Source organism: Parazoarcus communis (assembly GCF_003111645.1).
GTDB lineage: Bacteria > Pseudomonadota > Gammaproteobacteria > Burkholderiales > Rhodocyclaceae > Parazoarcus > Parazoarcus communis_A.
The window spans coordinates 1797545-1812385 of sequence record NZ_CP022187.1; the positions used below are offsets into that span (position 1 = coordinate 1797545).

Sequence of the window (14841 nt, forward strand, 5' to 3'; positions counted from 1 at the left end):
TCAGGCCGCAACCGTATCCCTGACCTTGGTCTTGCGCACCGCCGTCCGCTTGGTCTTGCCTGCACGCGAAGGCATGTTGCACAGACCGCAGACATAGGCCTGCGTCGGGTCGTATGCATGGGCCACAAAGTGCCCGCCGCAACAGGTACAGCCCGCCATGTGCAGCAGGTCGGCATCAAAGAAGCGGACCAGGGTCCACGCGCGGGTCAGGCTGAGCACCGGCTCCATCTGCTCGGCCTCGATCTGATCGAGATAGAGATGATAGGACTTCAGGATCGCTTGGAGACCACTGACACCAGCCTTCTTCTCGAAGAAGCGATGGAAGCCCATGAACAGCGACGAGTGCACGTTGGGCTGCCAGGTCATGAACCAGTCGGTCGAAAACGGCAGCATGCCCTTGGGTGGCGACACCCCGCGAACTTCCTTGTAGATCTTGAGCAGCTTCTCGCGGCTGAGCTGGGTTTCGACCTCGAGCATCTGCATGCGCGCGCCGAGCTGCACCATTTCCACCGCGCGACGAATGTCGTCCGCTTCGTCGATAATCCGTTTGTTCTTCATTTTCTCTTCTCCTCAGGCAGCTTCCTCGGCAGCCTTGCCGGCAGCGATGATCGCTGCATGCAGACTGGAGCTTGCCTGATCGCGGCCCTCGCCCGCCATCAGGCGGCCAAGTTGCTCATCGTTGAATCGGAACTGCGGCATCAACATCTGATTGTTGGACATGCGCACGAGCTTCGCTGCGGAAAGCCCCTCTATCAGGTCGGCAAACGCCTCGCCCATGCCAAGCCTGAACATTGCCGTTTCCCGATCACTGCGCAACATCTGCTGCGCCAGCATCAGATAGGCCAGGTTCAGTTCGCGAATCTCTGCCTGAAAATCGGGGCGTTTCATGAAAAATGACTCCCTTTCAGGGACAAGCGGCTTTGAAGTTAAAGTAATTTCTGAACATCCGCAAGCTTTCCCATGCCGCAATGGGGGTCAATGCTGTTGCAAACAAACAACATCCCTTCAGCCCAGCTCATGCCAAACGGGCAAAAATCAGGCCGGTGCTTCCGGTTGCTGCACAGAGGCGACGCGATTTCGGCCCTGGCGCTTCGCCATGTAAGCACCACGGTCGGCCTGTTTGATCAGCGCATCGAGATCGGCCATCGCGCCATCACGCATCGCCACCCCGATGCTGACCGTCAGTTCAAGCGCGGGACCACCGGTCTCGATCAGCAGTGCGTCCACCGACGCACGCAAGCGCTCGGCACAGATCATGGCCGAGGTCAGCCCGGTCTCCGGACAGATCACCAGAAACTCGTCGCCACCCGTTCGACAGATCACGTCCTGCCCGCGCAAGGCCTCGCGCAAGGCATCCGCCGCCTGGCGCAGGACCATGTCGCCGACATCGTGCCCGTGCGTGTCGTTGATGAGCTTGAACCCATCGAGATCGATGATCATGCACGACAGCGGCCGGCGGTTGCGGGTAGCGGTCACCCATTCCTGGTGCATGCGATCAATGGCATAGCGACGGTTCGGGAACCCGGTCAGCGCATCGGTCAACGCCACTTCCTGCAATCGCCTGTTCGAGATCGCAAGCTCGGCGGCAAAATGCCGGACTTCCTCGCGGTCGCGCTCAAGTTCCTGCTGCAGTCTCACGACGCGCTGCCCTGCATGTAAACGTGCGGTAAGCACCTTGGGGCGGAACGGCTTGAGCAGAAAATCGTCTGCGCCTGACTCGAACGCATCGATCAGGCGATCGTCGTCATCGTTCGGCGCAAGCAGCAGGATGTACATCCGGCGCCCCACGCGGGTGGCACGCAGGGCACGAATCAGCCGTTCGCTTTCAGCACCGAACACACCACAATCGATCACCATCATGTGCGGCTGAAGCTCGACAACCGCCTCCAGCACCTGCTGCCCGGGGCGGACTTCGAACAGACGATGCCCCTCGCCGTCAAGCACTTCGCGCAACTGGTCACGACTGCTCGCCTCGTCATCCACCAGCAGGACACGCAAAGCCGCACTCGGGCTCTGCGGAGCGGCTTCAACCGCAACACTCACCTCCGGCGCTGCATCTTCGCCGGACTTCACAGCAGCGCCCGCATCGCCCCCGTCACCCGGGCACAGCTCCGAGAACTGTGGCGGCGTAACCGTGTCGATCTGCAGCAGCTTGCCCCATTCGACCCATTGGCGCGCGATGTCGCTGCAGGCACAGACGAACTCATCGCGGCTGTATCCGAGGCGCAAGGCCAGCTTCAGAACCATCCCCATCAGCGCTGGCTGATCGGCCTCTACGGCAAGGCAGATCTCCGCGACGGCCCGGGACAGCACGAGACATTGCATCATCGTCGCTTCGCGACTCTCGGGTGCGAAGGCCGCACGCTCGGTCTGTTCGAAGAAACGCACCGGCTCGGAGAAGACCGGCGGCAATCCCCAATCCACCAGCATGGCCGCACCCAGCTCGCGGTGGGTCATCGCCAGCGCCTCCCGCTCCAGATCGAGCAGACGCCGATCCGGATTGCGCTGGATCTCAAGCAGCAGGCGGCCATACTCAACCGGATACACGGTAGCCATCGCCAGCTCGCCGATCCGAGCAAGCAGCCCGACCGAGAAGGCCTCGTCGGCGGCGACCACGCGCAGACGCTGAACCAGCGTTTGCATCGACAGAGCCATGACCAGCGAAGATGACCAGAAGCGCACGTAATCAAAGCTGGCGCATGCACCCTTGCGGTAGCTCGACAGCAGCGAAAAACCGAGCGCCATCGTTCGCACCGCAGGCATGCCCAGCACCATCAGGGCTTCCTGCACCGACACGACCGAACGCCGCTGCGGCCCGGTCAGACCGTTGGCGGCCTTGATGATACGGCCCACAAAAGCGGGGTCGCCCTTGATCACCCGCGCCAGCTCTGCCACCGACACATCGTCGCTTTGCGTCATGCGAATGATCGCGAGCGCAACCCCGCGTGGGGAAGGAAGATCGCCCGTTGCCTTAAGCTGCGCAAAACGGTTCATGTCGATCGAAGGAGGCATGTTCTCGCAAGAAGTGAATTGGACCCTGATCGCTAGCATAAACGCTAACGACGATATCTTGTACAGATCGCATACACGCGGAGCGGTGCCGACCCGATGTTTCGATACCGATTGGCGCTGCGCGGGCCTGTTAGAATTGGCATCGTACACAGGAAGCCCTCCCATGAAGTTCTGCTCAAGCTGCGGTGCCGCTGTCGATTTACGCATCCCCCCGGGCGATGCCTTGCCACGCCATGTCTGCGACAACTGCGGCACGATCCACTACCAGAACCCAAAGCTGGTCGTCGGCGCGCTGGCCGAGTGGGGAGACCGCATCCTGCTGTGCCGGCGCGCGATTGAACCCTGTTATGGCAAGTGGACCTTGCCCGCGGGTTTCATGGAGAACAATGAAACCACCGCACAAGGCGCTGTGCGTGAAACGCTCGAAGAGGCCTGCGCGCGGATCGAACTGGGCGAAATGTTCACCCTGATCGACGTTCCCCATATCAGTCAGGTTCATATCGTGTATCGCGCCCGCCTGCTCGACCTCGATTTCCGCCCCGGCGAAGAGTCACTCGAAGTCGCACTGTTCGAAGAAGCGGACATTCCGTGGGACGACATTGCCTTTCGCACCATCGCTCTGAGCCTGCGACACTTCTTTGAAGACCGTCGCAGTGGCAAGTGGTCTTTCCACACCGGCAGCATCGGGCCTGCGCCAAAAACCTGAAACCCGGCCTCTGCGCGCGCTGCAGCCCCCGGGACAGCTTGCGCTGCAGGGAGTTGTCTGTTTTCATTCACAAACGTGGTGCGCCGCGTTTCGGTGCGCCCCCCCAGAGGTAACGGAGGACGCGTGCTGATCGAACATGGAGCGACGCTGCTGGGCCCGGACGGATTGGCCATTCATGAGGATGGCCAGCATCCGTGGATCCTGTCGCTCGACATGAACGGTGCCCCCTATCGCTGGATCTCGTGGCAGGCTGCATGTCACTACCATGCGCGTGATCTCGTGGCCTGGAGCATTGGCGACCATTCCTTCAGCTTCCTCGGCGGCACCTCGCGTCTCACCGGACAACGATCGCAGATCACCACCCAGAGCATCATCGCCATCAAGGGACGCACGCAGCGCCCGGCGGCGCTCACCAAGGTGCCTCCACTCAGCAACCGCGAACTGTTCCGGCGCGATCAGTTCCTCTGCGCCTACTGCGGACATCGCCTGCCGGGCAGCCAGCTCACCCGCGATCACGTGATGCCGGTTTCCCGCGGCGGCCGCGACGTGTGGATGAACGTGGTCACAGCCTGCCGGCCCTGCAACCAGCGCAAGAGCGGACGCACCCCCGAACAGGCGAGAATGGCGCTGCTTTATGCGCCCTATGTGCCGAACAAGGCCGAGTACCTGATTTTGTGCAATCGCCACATACTTGCTGACCAGATGGATTTCCTGACCCGTCATCTCCCGCGTCAGAGCAGGCTTCTCGCCATAGACTGACGGGGGTATTGCGCCAGTCTGGGGCGTTGTTTTGTGCGTCGCACCAACCTGGCGCACAAAATCCATCATTTTCAATACTTTGTATAAACAAGGGCACCGGCACGCCAGCGCCGGCGATGCTAAATTCAAGCCATGACGACAGCAGAACTTCATTTCCTCCTCGACGGTCGCGACATCCGGCTGCATCAGGTCAGCCCGACAACGACGCTGCTCAACTGGTTGCGCGAAGACGAGGGACGCACCGGCACCAAGGAAGGCTGTGCCGAAGGCGACTGTGGCGCCTGTACCGTGGTCGTTGCCGAAGCACGTGACGGCGAGCTGGTCTGGCGCAGTGTCAACGCCTGCATCCAGTTCCTGCCCACCCTGCACGGCAAGGCTTTATTCACGGTGGAAAGCCTGCGCGCGGCCAAGGGCGGCGGATCGGTGCATGGGGGCATCCGTGGCATGGGGGAAAGCCTGCGCGCGGCCAAGGGCGGGTTGCACCCGGCCCAGGCGGCAATGGTGAGCTGCCATGGCTCTCAGTGCGGGTTCTGCACACCGGGCTTCGTGATGTCGCTGTTCGGGCTGTACCAGACCGAGGCCGCACCTGACGGTGACGCCGTGGCCGACGCGCTGTCCGGCAACCTGTGCCGCTGCACCGGCTACCGCCCGATCGTGGATGCCGCACAGGAAATGTATCGGCTGCCTGCACCCGACGGCGAGTTGCCTGCGCCACAGTGGCAGAACGCAACCGACCCCGCGGCACAGGCCCTGCTCGACCGTCTCGTGCGCATGAATGCGGACGACGCCACACTCGACATCGTCCATGCGGAGGGCCGCTTCACCGCGCCGCGCGGCCTCGATGAACTTGCCAGCTGCGTCGCCACCCACCCGGACGCGACCATTCTCGCCGGCAGCACCGACGTCGGCCTGTGGGTCACCAAGCAGTTCCGCGCCCTTCCGCACCTGATCTATCTTGGCCGGGCACGCGAACTCACGCGCATTTCCGAAACCGACGGCTGGCTCGAAATTGCCGCCGCCGTGACGCTGGAAGACGCCTTCGAGGCCATCCTCCCGCACTACCCCGAACTCACCGAACTCTGGCGCCGCTTTGCCTCACGCCCGATCCGCAACGCCGGCACGCTGTGCGGCAACATCGCCAACGGCAGCCCCATCGGCGACTCGATGCCGGCACTGATCGCCATTGGCGCCGAGGTGGTGCTGCGCCACGGCGATCGCACCCGTGCGCTGCCGCTCGAAGCGCTCTATCTGGGTTATCAGAAGAAGGATCTTGCACCGGGCGAATTCGTGCAGTGCGTCAGGATTCCCCTCGCTCGCGGCCCCCTCGATGAACACCTGTTCCGCGCCTGGAAGATCTCCAAGCGTCAGGACCAGGACATCTCGGCGGTGTTCGCAGGCTTCTCGATCATTCATCATCACGGCATCGTCAGCAGCGCACGGCTCGCCTTCGGCGGCATGGCCGCAACGCCCAAGCGCGCCAGCCACGCGGAAGCCGCGCTCATCGGCCGCCCCTTCGATGCTGCGACCCTGAGCGATGCCCGCGCCGCGCTCGCACTCGACTTTCAGCCGCTGTCCGACATGCGTGCGTCTGCCGAATACCGCATGAACGTCGCGCAGAACCTGCTCACCCGCCTGCACCATGAACTCGCAGGTCATCCGACCCGCATCGACAGCGTGGAGGCCGATCATGCGCAGCACTGAAGCACGCGGCAGCGCCGGCGCTGCCCTCCCCCACGAATCGGCAGTGCTGCACGTCACCGGCAGCGCCACCTATATAGACGACCTGCCCGAACTGCGACGCACGCTGCATGCGGCAATCGGACTCGCGACCGAAGCACATGCCCGCATCCTCAGCATCGACCTGTCGGCCGTCCGCGCGGCACCGGGTGTGGTCTGTGTGCTCACCGCAGACGACATTCCCGGCCTCAACGATTTCGGCCCTGTCGTGCATGACGACCCGATCTTCGCAACCGAAGAAGTGCAGTTTCATGGCCAGGCGCTGTTCGCTGTGCTTGCCGAAGACATGCGCGCCGCCCGCGCCGCCACCCGTCTTGCCAAGGTCGAATACGACCGCCTGCCCGCGCTGCTCGGCATCGACGAAGCGCTCGAAGCCGGCACCCGGGTGCTGCCCGACGTCAGCCTCCGGCAGGGCGATGTCGATACGGCCATCGGCGCCGCGCCGCATCAACTCGAAGGCACCGTGCGCCACGGCGGGCAGGATCACTTCTACCTCGAAACCCATATCGCCTACGTCATCCCGCAGGAAGACCGGACCTTCAAGGTGCATTCGTCTAGCCAGCACCCGGGCGAAGTCCAGTTGCAGGTCGCCCACGCGCTCGGCCTGGAGGCCAAGGACGTCACCGTCGAATGCCGGCGCATGGGCGGCGGCTTCGGCGGCAAGGAAAGCCAGCCCGGGCAGATCGCCGCGATTGCCGCCATCGGCGCGCTGCGCACCGGGCGCCCGGTCAAGCTGCGCCTCGACCGCGACGACGACATGGTGCTCACCGGCAAGCGCCACGACTTCCGCATCGACTGGCATGTCGGTTTCGACGACGAGGGCCGCATTCTCGGCGTGCGTTTCCGCCAATCCACCCGTGCCGGCTATTCGGCCGACCTCACCGGTGCGATTGCCGACCGCGCGATGTTCCATGCCGACAACGCCTACTTCCTGCCCAGCGTCGCGATCGACTCCCACCGCTGCAAGACCCATACGGTATCGAACACCGCGTTTCGTGGCTTCGGCGGGCCGCAGGGCATGTTCGGCATCGAGGAAGTGATCGACGCCATTGCGCGCAAGCTCGGGCGCGACCCGCTCGACGTGCGCAAGCTCAACTACTACGGCACCACCGAGCGCAACACCACGCACTACGGCCAGGTCATCGAAGACAACGTGATCCACGAGATGACGGCTGAACTCGAAGCCGGCTGCGACTATCGCGCCCGCCGCGAAGCCATCCGCGAGTGGAACGCGAGCAGCCCGGTTGTCCGCCGCGGCATCGCCCTCACCCCGGTCAAGTTCGGCATCTCCTTCACCGCCACCCACCTCAACCAGGCCGGAGCACTGCTCAACGTGTATACCGACGGCACAGTGCTGCTCAACCACGGCGGCACCGAAATGGGCCAGGGCTTGTTTACCAAGGTGGCACAGGTCGTGGCACGCGAACTGCAGATCGACATCGACCGCATCCGCGTCACCGCCTCCGATACCGCGCGCGTGCCCAACGCCTCGGCCACTGCAGCGTCGAGCGGTGCCGACCTCAACGGCAAGGCGGCACAGGACGCTGCACGCAAGATCAAGGCACGGCTCACCGAATTTGCTGCGGCCAAGTACGCCGTGCGCGAAGACCAGGTCGAGTTCCGCGCCAATCAGATCCAAGCCGGCACCACCGTCGTCAGCTTTGCCGAGCTTGTGCATGCGGCGTGGATGGCGCGCGTCTCGCTGTCCGCGACCGGCTACTACCGCACGCCGAAGATCGCCTACGACCGCGAAACCCTGTCGGGCCGCCCGTTCTATTACTACGCCTACGGGGTTGCGTGCAGCGAGGTGGCCATCGACACGCTGACTGGCGAGTCGAAAGTGCTGCGCACCGACATCCTGCACGACGCCGGCCAGTCGCTGAACCCGGCGATCGATATCGGCCAGGTCGAAGGCGGCTTCATTCAGGGCATGGGCTGGCTGACCATGGAAGAGCTGCACTGGGACGCAAGCGGACGCCTGCGCACCCATGCGCCCTCCACCTACAAGATTCCGGCGGTCTCCGATGTCCCCAAGATCTTCAACGTCCGCCTGTGGGATCGCGCCATCAACGTCGAAGACTCAATTTTCCGCTCCAAGGCCGTCGGCGAGCCACCCTTCATGCTTGCGCTGTCGGTCTGGCATGCGATCAAGGACGCGGTGGCTGCGTCAGCCGACTACCGCGTCACCCCGATGCTCAACGCGCCGGCCACCGCCGAAGAGATCCTGTGCAGCGTGGACGACGCCCGTCAGCGGGCCCACACGCCATGACTGCCGGACGCCTGCTCGATCATCTGGCCGCCAGCCTCTGCGCCGGCGAGCCCATGGTGTGGATCGGCGTCGCGGAGACACGCGGCTCGGCACCGCGCGCCCCGGGCGCCCGCATGCTGGTCGGCATGGGCTCGAGCTTCGGCACCATCGGCGGCGGTCACCTCGAACTGCGTGCCATCGAAATTGCGCGCGGCATGATCGTCGATGACGCTGCCGGTCTTGCGACCGCGCCCAGAATCGAGCGCTTTCCGCTTGGGGCCAGCGTCGGCCAGTGCTGCGGCGGTGTGGTGCATCTTGCCTTCGACGTCGTTCGCCCGACTGAGCGTGCATGGGTCGAACAGGCACGCGCACTGGCGCACGAGGACATCGATTGGGTGCGCATCCTCAGCCTCGGGGGCGCGCCCGTGCAGGTCGCCAGCCTCGCCAGCCTGCGCGCCGACAGCCGCCATCCTGCGCTCGCCGCCAGTGCGGCCGGGCTCGCCACCCTTGCCGGCGACAGCGCCATGATCTGCTGCGACAGCCTTGGCGGCGAGCGCCACGTCATCGAACTCGTGCGCCCGGCGGAGCTGCACCTGGCCTTGTTCGGTGCGGGCCATGTCGGCCGCGCACTGATCGAAGTCCTCGCCCGCCTGCCGATCCGCGTCACCTGGATCGACCCGCGCGAGTCGGAGTTTCTGGCCTGGATGCCGCAGAATACGCGCCCCGTCCTGACCGACATGCCGGAAGCCGAAGTGCGACACCAACCTGCCAACACCGCCGTGCTGATCACCACGCACAGCCATGCGCTGGACCTGGAACTGGTGCGGACCTGGCTCGACCGCGGCGACTTCGGCTTTCTCGGCCTCATCGGCTCGACCTCCAAGCGCGCCAGCTTCGAAGCCAGGCTGCGCGCCCGCGGCTACACCGAAGCGCAACTCTCCCGCATCGTCAGCCCGGTCGGCGACCCCGCCGTCGTCGGCAAGGAACCCGAAGTCATCGCCATCGCGATTGCCGCGCAGCTCATGAGCCTGCGCAGCAAGCCACAGAACGTCCGGCACATCCGGCAAGATCATCCAGCCAAGGCATGCACGACACCATGACCCAGCAGACAAGCCCTTCCCCGGGCGCGGCGCCGCGCCTCGTACTGAGCAACATCCGCAAGGTCTACCCGACCGTGGTCGCCAACGACGGCGTCAATCTCGAAGTCGCACCCGGCGAGATTCATGCCGTTCTCGGCGAGAACGGCGCCGGCAAGTCGACGTTGATGAAGATCATCTACGGCGTCACCCGGCCCAGCTCGGGCGAGATGCAGTGGGAAGGCAAGCCCGTCACCGTCGATAGCCCGGCACATGCGCGCGAACTCGGCATCGGCATGGTGTTCCAGCACTTCTCGCTGTTCGAAACCCTGACCGTGGTCGAGAACGTCGCCCTCGCCCTGCCGGGCAAGCCCGATCTCGGCGAACTCGCGCAACGCATCGAAGAGGTCTCCAAGCGCTACGGCCTGCCGGTCGATCCGCGCCGCCATGTGCATGCCTTGTCGGTAGGCGAGCGTCAGCGGGTGGAGATCGTGCGCTGCCTGCTGCAGAACCCGCGCCTGCTGATCATGGACGAGCCGACCTCGGTGCTCACACCGCAGGCCGTGCGCAAACTGTTCGAGACCCTGCGCCAGCTCGCCGCCGAAGGCTGCTCCATTCTGTACATCAGCCACAAGCTCGACGAAATCAAGGAGCTGTGCCACACCGCCACCGTGCTGCGCGGCGGCCGCGTCACCGGCCACTGCCGCCCGGGCGAGGAAACACCTGAATCGATGGCGCGACTGATGATCGGCAAGGACCTGCCGGTGTGCGAACACGGCGCCGGCCAGGCCAGCAACGAGGTCCGCCTCCGCCTTGCCGGGCTGTCGCATTCGACACCCGACCCCTTCGCCACCGACCTGCGCGACATCCACCTCGACGTCCACGCCGGCGAGATCGTCGGCATTGCCGGCGTATCGGGCAATGGCCAGCAGGAGTTGCTGCGCGCCATCTCGGGCGAGGAACCGCTGTCGGAAAAATTCCCCGTGCAGATCCTCGGCACCGAAGCCGGTCGCATGAACCCCGGCCAGCGGCGCAAGCTTGGCATGTGCTTCGTGCCAGAAGAGCGCCTCGGCCGTGGCGCCGTGCCCACCATGTCGCTCGCCGACAACGCGATCCTGACCGCTGCGAAGTCGCAGCATTTTGTCAGCGGAGGCTTTCTGGCCTTCAGCCGCGCGCGGACCTTTGCCGAGAACTGCATCGAATCATTCAGCGTCAAGTGCGGCGGAGCGCCTTCGCCAGCCAAATCGCTCTCGGGCGGCAACCTGCAGAAATTCATCATGGGCCGCGAAATCCTGCAGGCGCCCAAGCTGCTGGTGTGCGCCCAGCCCACCTGGGGTGTCGATGTCGGCGCAGCCGCCTTCATCCGCCAGTCCATCATCGACCTGCGCAACCGAGGCTGCGCCGTGCTGGTCATCTCCGAGGAGCTGGACGAATTGTTCGAGATCTGCGACCGCATCGCGGTCATCGCCAAGGGCAGGCTGTCGCCGCTGCGCCCGACCGCTGAAACCTCCGTAGAGGATATCGGCGTGTGGATGAGCGGCCTGTGGCCTGGCTCCGAGCTCGCAACCGAAACAATTGAACAGAAAGGGGAGCTCGCTCATGCTCAGGCTTGAACCCCGCGCCGAAGTCTCGCGCCTGATGAGCTATCTGTCGCCAGTGCTGGCGGCCGTGCTCACACTGATCGCAGGCATGGCCGTCTTCTCCTCGCTGGGCAAGGATCCGGTCGAAGGTCTGCGCCTGTTCCTGATCAGCCCGGTCAAGGACCTCTACGGCGTTTCCGAACTGCTGCTCAAGGCCACGCCGCTGATGCTGTGCGCCATCGGTCTCGCAGTGGGCTTCCGCGCCAACGTATGGAACATCGGCGCCGAGGGGCAATTCATGCTCGGCACCGTCGGTGCGACCGGCATGGCCCTGTACTTTCAGGAGTCCGACAGCAGCCTCGTGCTGCCCGCAATGGTGCTCGCAGGTGCGGCCGCCGGCGCAGCCTGGGCCGCCATCCCTGCCCTGCTGAAAACGAAGTTCAACGCCAACGAGATTCTGGTGTCGCTGATGCTGGTCTACGTGGCGCAGCTGTTCGTGTCCTGGCTGGTGTTCGGGCCATGGAAAGACCCGGACGGCTTCAACTTTCCGCAGACGGCAATGTTTGCCGACCATGCGCTGCTGCCGATTCTTGTTGAAGGCACACGCCTGCACGCGGGCTTCCTGATCGCACTCACCGCGCTGGTCGCCGGCTACGCCTTCATGAACCGCAGCTACACCGGCTTCAAGATGCGGGTCGCAGGCGAAGCGGCCGAGGCCGCGCGCTATGCGGGCTTCTCTGCCAACCGCATGATCTGGATCGGCCTGCTCACCGGCGGTGCCGCTGCCGGCATTGCGGGCATGAGCGAAGTGGCCGGCCCGATGGGGCAGCTCACCGACAAGGTCAACCTGGGCTACGGCTTTGCCGCCATCATCGTGGCCTTCGTCGGCCGCCTCAACCCCTTCGGCATCCTGCTTGCCAGTCTGCTGATGGCGCTGCTGTACATCGGCGGCGAGCAGGTGCAGCAGTACATGAACCTGCCCAGCTCCATCTCGCTGGTGTTCCAGGGCCTGCTGCTGTTCTTCCTGCTGGGTTCGGACGTATTCATCCACTACCGGCTGAAGTTCGGCCGCGTTGCCGCCTGAGGATCGATCATGGACGCTTCGCTCTTCACCTCGATGCTGTTTGCCACCGTCGTGGCCGGCACCCCGCTGATCATCGTGTCACTCGGCCTGCTGGTCAATGAAAAGGCCGGCGTGCTCAACCTCGGCGCCGAAGGCATGATGGCCATGGGCGCGGTCGCCGCCTTCGCCGTCACCCACCACACCGGCAGCCCCTGGCTGGGCGTGCTCGCCGGCATGGGTGCGGGCATGGCGGTATCGCTCGTATTCGGTCTGCTCACCCTCACGCTGCAGGCCAACCAGGTGGCGTCCGGGCTCGCGCTGGCGATCTTCGGCGTCGGTCTGTCGGCCTTCATCGGCAAACCTTTCGAGTCGATCGCCCTGCCGGCGGTGCCGCCGATTCGCATCCCCTTCATCGCCGACCTGCCGCTGATCGGCGAGGCCCTCTACAACCAGCAGGCGCTGGTCTATCTGTCGTGGGCGATGTTCTGGGCCGTGGTGTGGTTCCTCTACCGCAGCCGCGCCGGCCTGGTGCTGCGCGCCGTGGGCGAATCCCCCGCCTCGGCGCACGCCATCGGTCATCCGGTCATCCTCATCCGTTATCTCGCAGTGCTCTTCGGCGGCGCCATGGCCGGCATCGGCGGCGCCTTCCTGTCGGTGTTCTACACGCCGATGTGGGTCGAAGGCATGGTCGCCGGTCGCGGCTGGATCGCACTCGCGCTGGTCGTGTTCGCCACCTGGCGCCCGCTGCGGGTCATGGTCGGCGCCTATCTGTTCGGCGGCGTCATGATCACCCAGCTCTTCATCCAGGGCTCTGGCATGCAGATCGACTTTCCCGCGCAGTTCCTGTCGTCGCTGCCTTATTGGGCGACGATCATCGTGCTGGTGGTGATCTCGCGCAATGTGAACACCATCCGGCTGAATTCACCGATGTCGCTGGGCAAGCCTTTCCGGGCCGAGGGCTAGGCGCGCAAGCGGCATTGAACAATGCGAACCCCGGACGATCGTTAACATACTCATCGTGCGGTAAGCGAGAAGCCCCACCCGTGCGCGAGAGAGTCGCAATGACAAGGCCCGTATTTACGGGCCTTGTTGTTTCTGGGACGTTCGTGCGGGCTCAAGCGGTCGGAGTTCTTGTCTGCCGCACCAAACAGGACGCCGCGACACAATGCGATATTGCGCATCAAAAGGAGAAACAGTAGCCAAAACCCATAACAGTTCGATGTATCAATCGCCCCCCCTCCCCCTTAGAATTACAACGTGCCCTGCTTGCCAGGAAGTCAATCAAAGGGTAATCGCCAAGGCCACAAGGGATGGACCATGTCACTCGATGACTGCAGGATGATCGAATTACCGAAGATTCACGACCAGCGAGGGAACCTGACATTTGTCGAGGGCGACAGACACGTTCCCTTCGATATCAAACGCGTGTACTACCTCTATGACGTGCCCGGCGGATCGGAGCGCGGCGGTCATGCTCACGGAAAGCTCCAGCAGTTCATGATCGCCATGTCGGGAAGCTTTGACGTCGTGCTCAATGATGGTGATCGCGAGCGTCGCTTCCACCTCAATCGTTCATACAACGGCATCTATATCGCACCGATGACCTGGCGCTATCTGGATAATTTCTCATCGGGCGCCGTCTGTCTGGTGCTCGCCTCAGCGTATTACGACGAAGCCGACTATTACCGCGACTATGCGTCTTTCGAGAGTGCGGCACAGGCATCACGCACATGATGAACACCTCGACTCTTCCCAACGAGGCTGACATGCGAGGTAGCCGCTTGATTATCGTCGGTGGCGCGCCGCGATCGGGCACCAGCCTGTTCCAATCCATGATGGACTCGCACAGTGATGTCTATGGCGGGCCCGAGTTTGATCACCTGACCGACATCGTCAACTTGCGCAACCGCCTGCAGCAGGGCTTGCAGTATGGTCGCATCACGCACTTCGTTGATGCGGCGCAGATCGATGACGCCATGGGGCAAATGGTGGAGTCCCTGCTCTATCCCGTCGCGGATCGCCATGGGGTCAGCCGGCTCTCCGAAAAAACACCGATGAATGTCCTTGTCTTCAAGGACCTGATGACGATACTGCCTGGCGCAAAATTCGTGCATGTCATACGCGACCCGCGTGCAGTCATCATGTCCATGTATCAGGTCGCCAAGCGCATTGACCAGGCCGGACAAACGCGGCCGCCCTTCCTGAGCAACCTGGAAGCAATGGCCTTGTATATCAATCAGTGCGTGCATGCCGGCGTTGAAGCCTGCGGGAGTCAAGCCGCCCGCGCGATCATCGTGCGCTATGAAGATCTGCTCAGCCGTACCGAGGACACGATGATGAATCTGCTGGACTTCCTCGGCCTGGCTGATGATCGTGCCGTATTGAACCCCGGGAAGGTGGCGCACGAAAGCGCGAGCCTGTTGAAGGACGGTTCCGACCCATGGGCCGGCGGGCGCAGAACGTATACCGATCCAGAGCGTGAGAATCAGGACAAGTGGCGCGAGGATCTTGACCCAAACTCAATCGAAGTACTCAACCGTCTCTTTTCCGCTGCTCCGGTTTACGCTGCACTGGGCTACAACTTCGATTGATCGAGATCCGCGTTGCGCGACCAGCGTATCGACAAACAGGCGAAAAATTCACGGCATTTGGTTGCGGAC

At 63.7% G+C, this 14841-nt stretch carries 13 protein-coding genes; 10 read left to right on the top strand and 3 right to left on the bottom strand.

All coding sequences use genetic code 11. The features are described from left to right. The 3 genes from flhC to CEW83_RS08190 form a co-directional block, all read right to left on the bottom strand. The gene (gene flhC, locus CEW83_RS08180; RefSeq protein WP_108948901.1) at positions 1 to 558 is read right to left on the bottom strand and encodes a flagellar transcriptional regulator FlhC; all 558 of its coding nucleotides are present in this window, start codon (positions 556 to 558) and stop codon (positions 1 to 3) included. Positions 559 to 570: 12 nt separating this feature from the next. After that, positions 571 to 888 (bottom strand): flagellar transcriptional regulator FlhD, encoded by a 318-nt coding sequence (gene flhD, locus CEW83_RS08185; protein WP_108948902.1) that lies wholly within the window; start codon positions 886 to 888, stop codon positions 571 to 573. Positions 889 to 1035: 147 nt separating this feature from the next. Next, positions 1036 to 3012: a diguanylate cyclase gene (locus CEW83_RS08190; RefSeq protein ID WP_108948903.1), complete on the bottom strand. Its 1977-nt coding sequence runs from the start codon at positions 3010 to 3012 to the stop codon at positions 1036 to 1038. 163 nt (positions 3013 to 3175) lie between these two features. On the opposite strand from CEW83_RS08190, the gene CEW83_RS08195 reads away from it, so the two are divergent. The 10 genes from CEW83_RS08195 to CEW83_RS08240 all read left to right on the top strand — a co-directional run bounded on the left by CEW83_RS08195 (position 3176) and on the right by CEW83_RS08240 (position 14772). Then, the gene (locus tag CEW83_RS08195) at positions 3176 to 3718 is read left to right on the top strand and encodes an NUDIX hydrolase (RefSeq protein WP_108948904.1); all 543 of its coding nucleotides are present in this window, start codon (positions 3176 to 3178) and stop codon (positions 3716 to 3718) included. Between the two features lie 123 nt (positions 3719 to 3841). Continuing rightward, positions 3842 to 4477: an HNH endonuclease gene (locus CEW83_RS08200; protein WP_234419024.1), complete on the top strand. Its 636-nt coding sequence runs from the start codon at positions 3842 to 3844 to the stop codon at positions 4475 to 4477. A 132-nt stretch (positions 4478 to 4609) separates the two neighbouring features. After that, the gene (xdhA, locus tag CEW83_RS08205) at positions 4610 to 6178 is read left to right on the top strand and encodes a xanthine dehydrogenase small subunit (RefSeq protein ID WP_108948905.1); all 1569 of its coding nucleotides are present in this window, start codon (positions 4610 to 4612) and stop codon (positions 6176 to 6178) included. After that, positions 6165 to 8483: a xanthine dehydrogenase molybdopterin binding subunit gene (gene xdhB, locus CEW83_RS08210; RefSeq protein WP_108948906.1), complete on the top strand. Its 2319-nt coding sequence runs from the start codon at positions 6165 to 6167 to the stop codon at positions 8481 to 8483. Before xdhA ends, xdhB begins: the two co-directional genes overlap by 14 nt. Beyond that, positions 8480 to 9562: a xanthine dehydrogenase accessory protein XdhC gene (xdhC, locus tag CEW83_RS08215; RefSeq protein WP_108948907.1), complete on the top strand. Its 1083-nt coding sequence runs from the start codon at positions 8480 to 8482 to the stop codon at positions 9560 to 9562. Before xdhB ends, xdhC begins: the two co-directional genes overlap by 4 nt. Further along, positions 9559 to 11151: an ABC transporter ATP-binding protein gene (locus tag CEW83_RS08220; protein WP_108951277.1), complete on the top strand. Its 1593-nt coding sequence runs from the start codon at positions 9559 to 9561 to the stop codon at positions 11149 to 11151. The genes xdhC and CEW83_RS08220 overlap by 4 nt, the downstream gene beginning before the upstream one ends. Continuing rightward, entirely contained in the window at positions 11138 to 12202 is a 1065-nt protein-coding gene (locus CEW83_RS08225; protein ID WP_108948908.1) for an ABC transporter permease, read from the top strand. Before CEW83_RS08220 ends, CEW83_RS08225 begins: the two co-directional genes overlap by 14 nt. A gap of 9 nt (positions 12203 to 12211) precedes the next feature. Next, on the top strand, positions 12212 to 13144 hold the full coding sequence (locus CEW83_RS08230) for an ABC transporter permease (RefSeq protein ID WP_108948909.1): 933 nt from the start codon (positions 12212 to 12214) through the stop codon (positions 13142 to 13144). A 375-nt stretch (positions 13145 to 13519) separates the two neighbouring features. Next, on the top strand, positions 13520 to 13915 hold the full coding sequence (locus CEW83_RS08235; protein WP_234419025.1) for a sugar 3,4-ketoisomerase: 396 nt from the start codon (positions 13520 to 13522) through the stop codon (positions 13913 to 13915). Then, a complete protein-coding gene (locus CEW83_RS08240; protein WP_108948911.1) occupies positions 13912 to 14772 on the top strand; it encodes a sulfotransferase family protein in 861 nt (286 codons plus the stop codon). The genes CEW83_RS08235 and CEW83_RS08240 overlap by 4 nt, the downstream gene beginning before the upstream one ends. Positions 14773 to 14841 lie beyond the last annotated feature (69 nt).

Bases quoted from the DNA above. Each gene is read 5' to 3' on its own strand.
- flhC (WP_108948901.1), bottom strand. From the start codon at position 558: ATGAAGAACAAACGGATTATCGACGAAGCGGACGACATTCGTCGCGCG.
- flhD (WP_108948902.1), bottom strand. From the start codon at position 888: ATGAAACGCCCCGATTTTCAGGCAGAGATTCGCGAACTGAACCTGGCC.
- CEW83_RS08190 (WP_108948903.1), bottom strand. From the start codon at position 3,012: ATGCCTCCTTCGATCGACATGAACCGTTTTGCGCAGCTTAAGGCAACG.
- CEW83_RS08195 (WP_108948904.1), top strand. From the start codon at position 3,176: ATGAAGTTCTGCTCAAGCTGCGGTGCCGCTGTCGATTTACGCATCCCC.
- xdhA (WP_108948905.1), top strand. From the start codon at position 4,610: ATGACGACAGCAGAACTTCATTTCCTCCTCGACGGTCGCGACATCCGG.
- xdhB (WP_108948906.1), top strand. From the start codon at position 6,165: ATGCGCAGCACTGAAGCACGCGGCAGCGCCGGCGCTGCCCTCCCCCAC.
- xdhC (WP_108948907.1), top strand. From the start codon at position 8,480: ATGACTGCCGGACGCCTGCTCGATCATCTGGCCGCCAGCCTCTGCGCC.
- CEW83_RS08220 (WP_108951277.1), top strand. From the start codon at position 9,559: ATGACCCAGCAGACAAGCCCTTCCCCGGGCGCGGCGCCGCGCCTCGTA.
- CEW83_RS08225 (WP_108948908.1), top strand. From the start codon at position 11,138: ATGCTCAGGCTTGAACCCCGCGCCGAAGTCTCGCGCCTGATGAGCTAT.
- CEW83_RS08230 (WP_108948909.1), top strand. From the start codon at position 12,212: ATGGACGCTTCGCTCTTCACCTCGATGCTGTTTGCCACCGTCGTGGCC.
- CEW83_RS08235 (WP_234419025.1), top strand. From the start codon at position 13,520: ATGATCGAATTACCGAAGATTCACGACCAGCGAGGGAACCTGACATTT.
- CEW83_RS08240 (WP_108948911.1), top strand. From the start codon at position 13,912: ATGATGAACACCTCGACTCTTCCCAACGAGGCTGACATGCGAGGTAGC.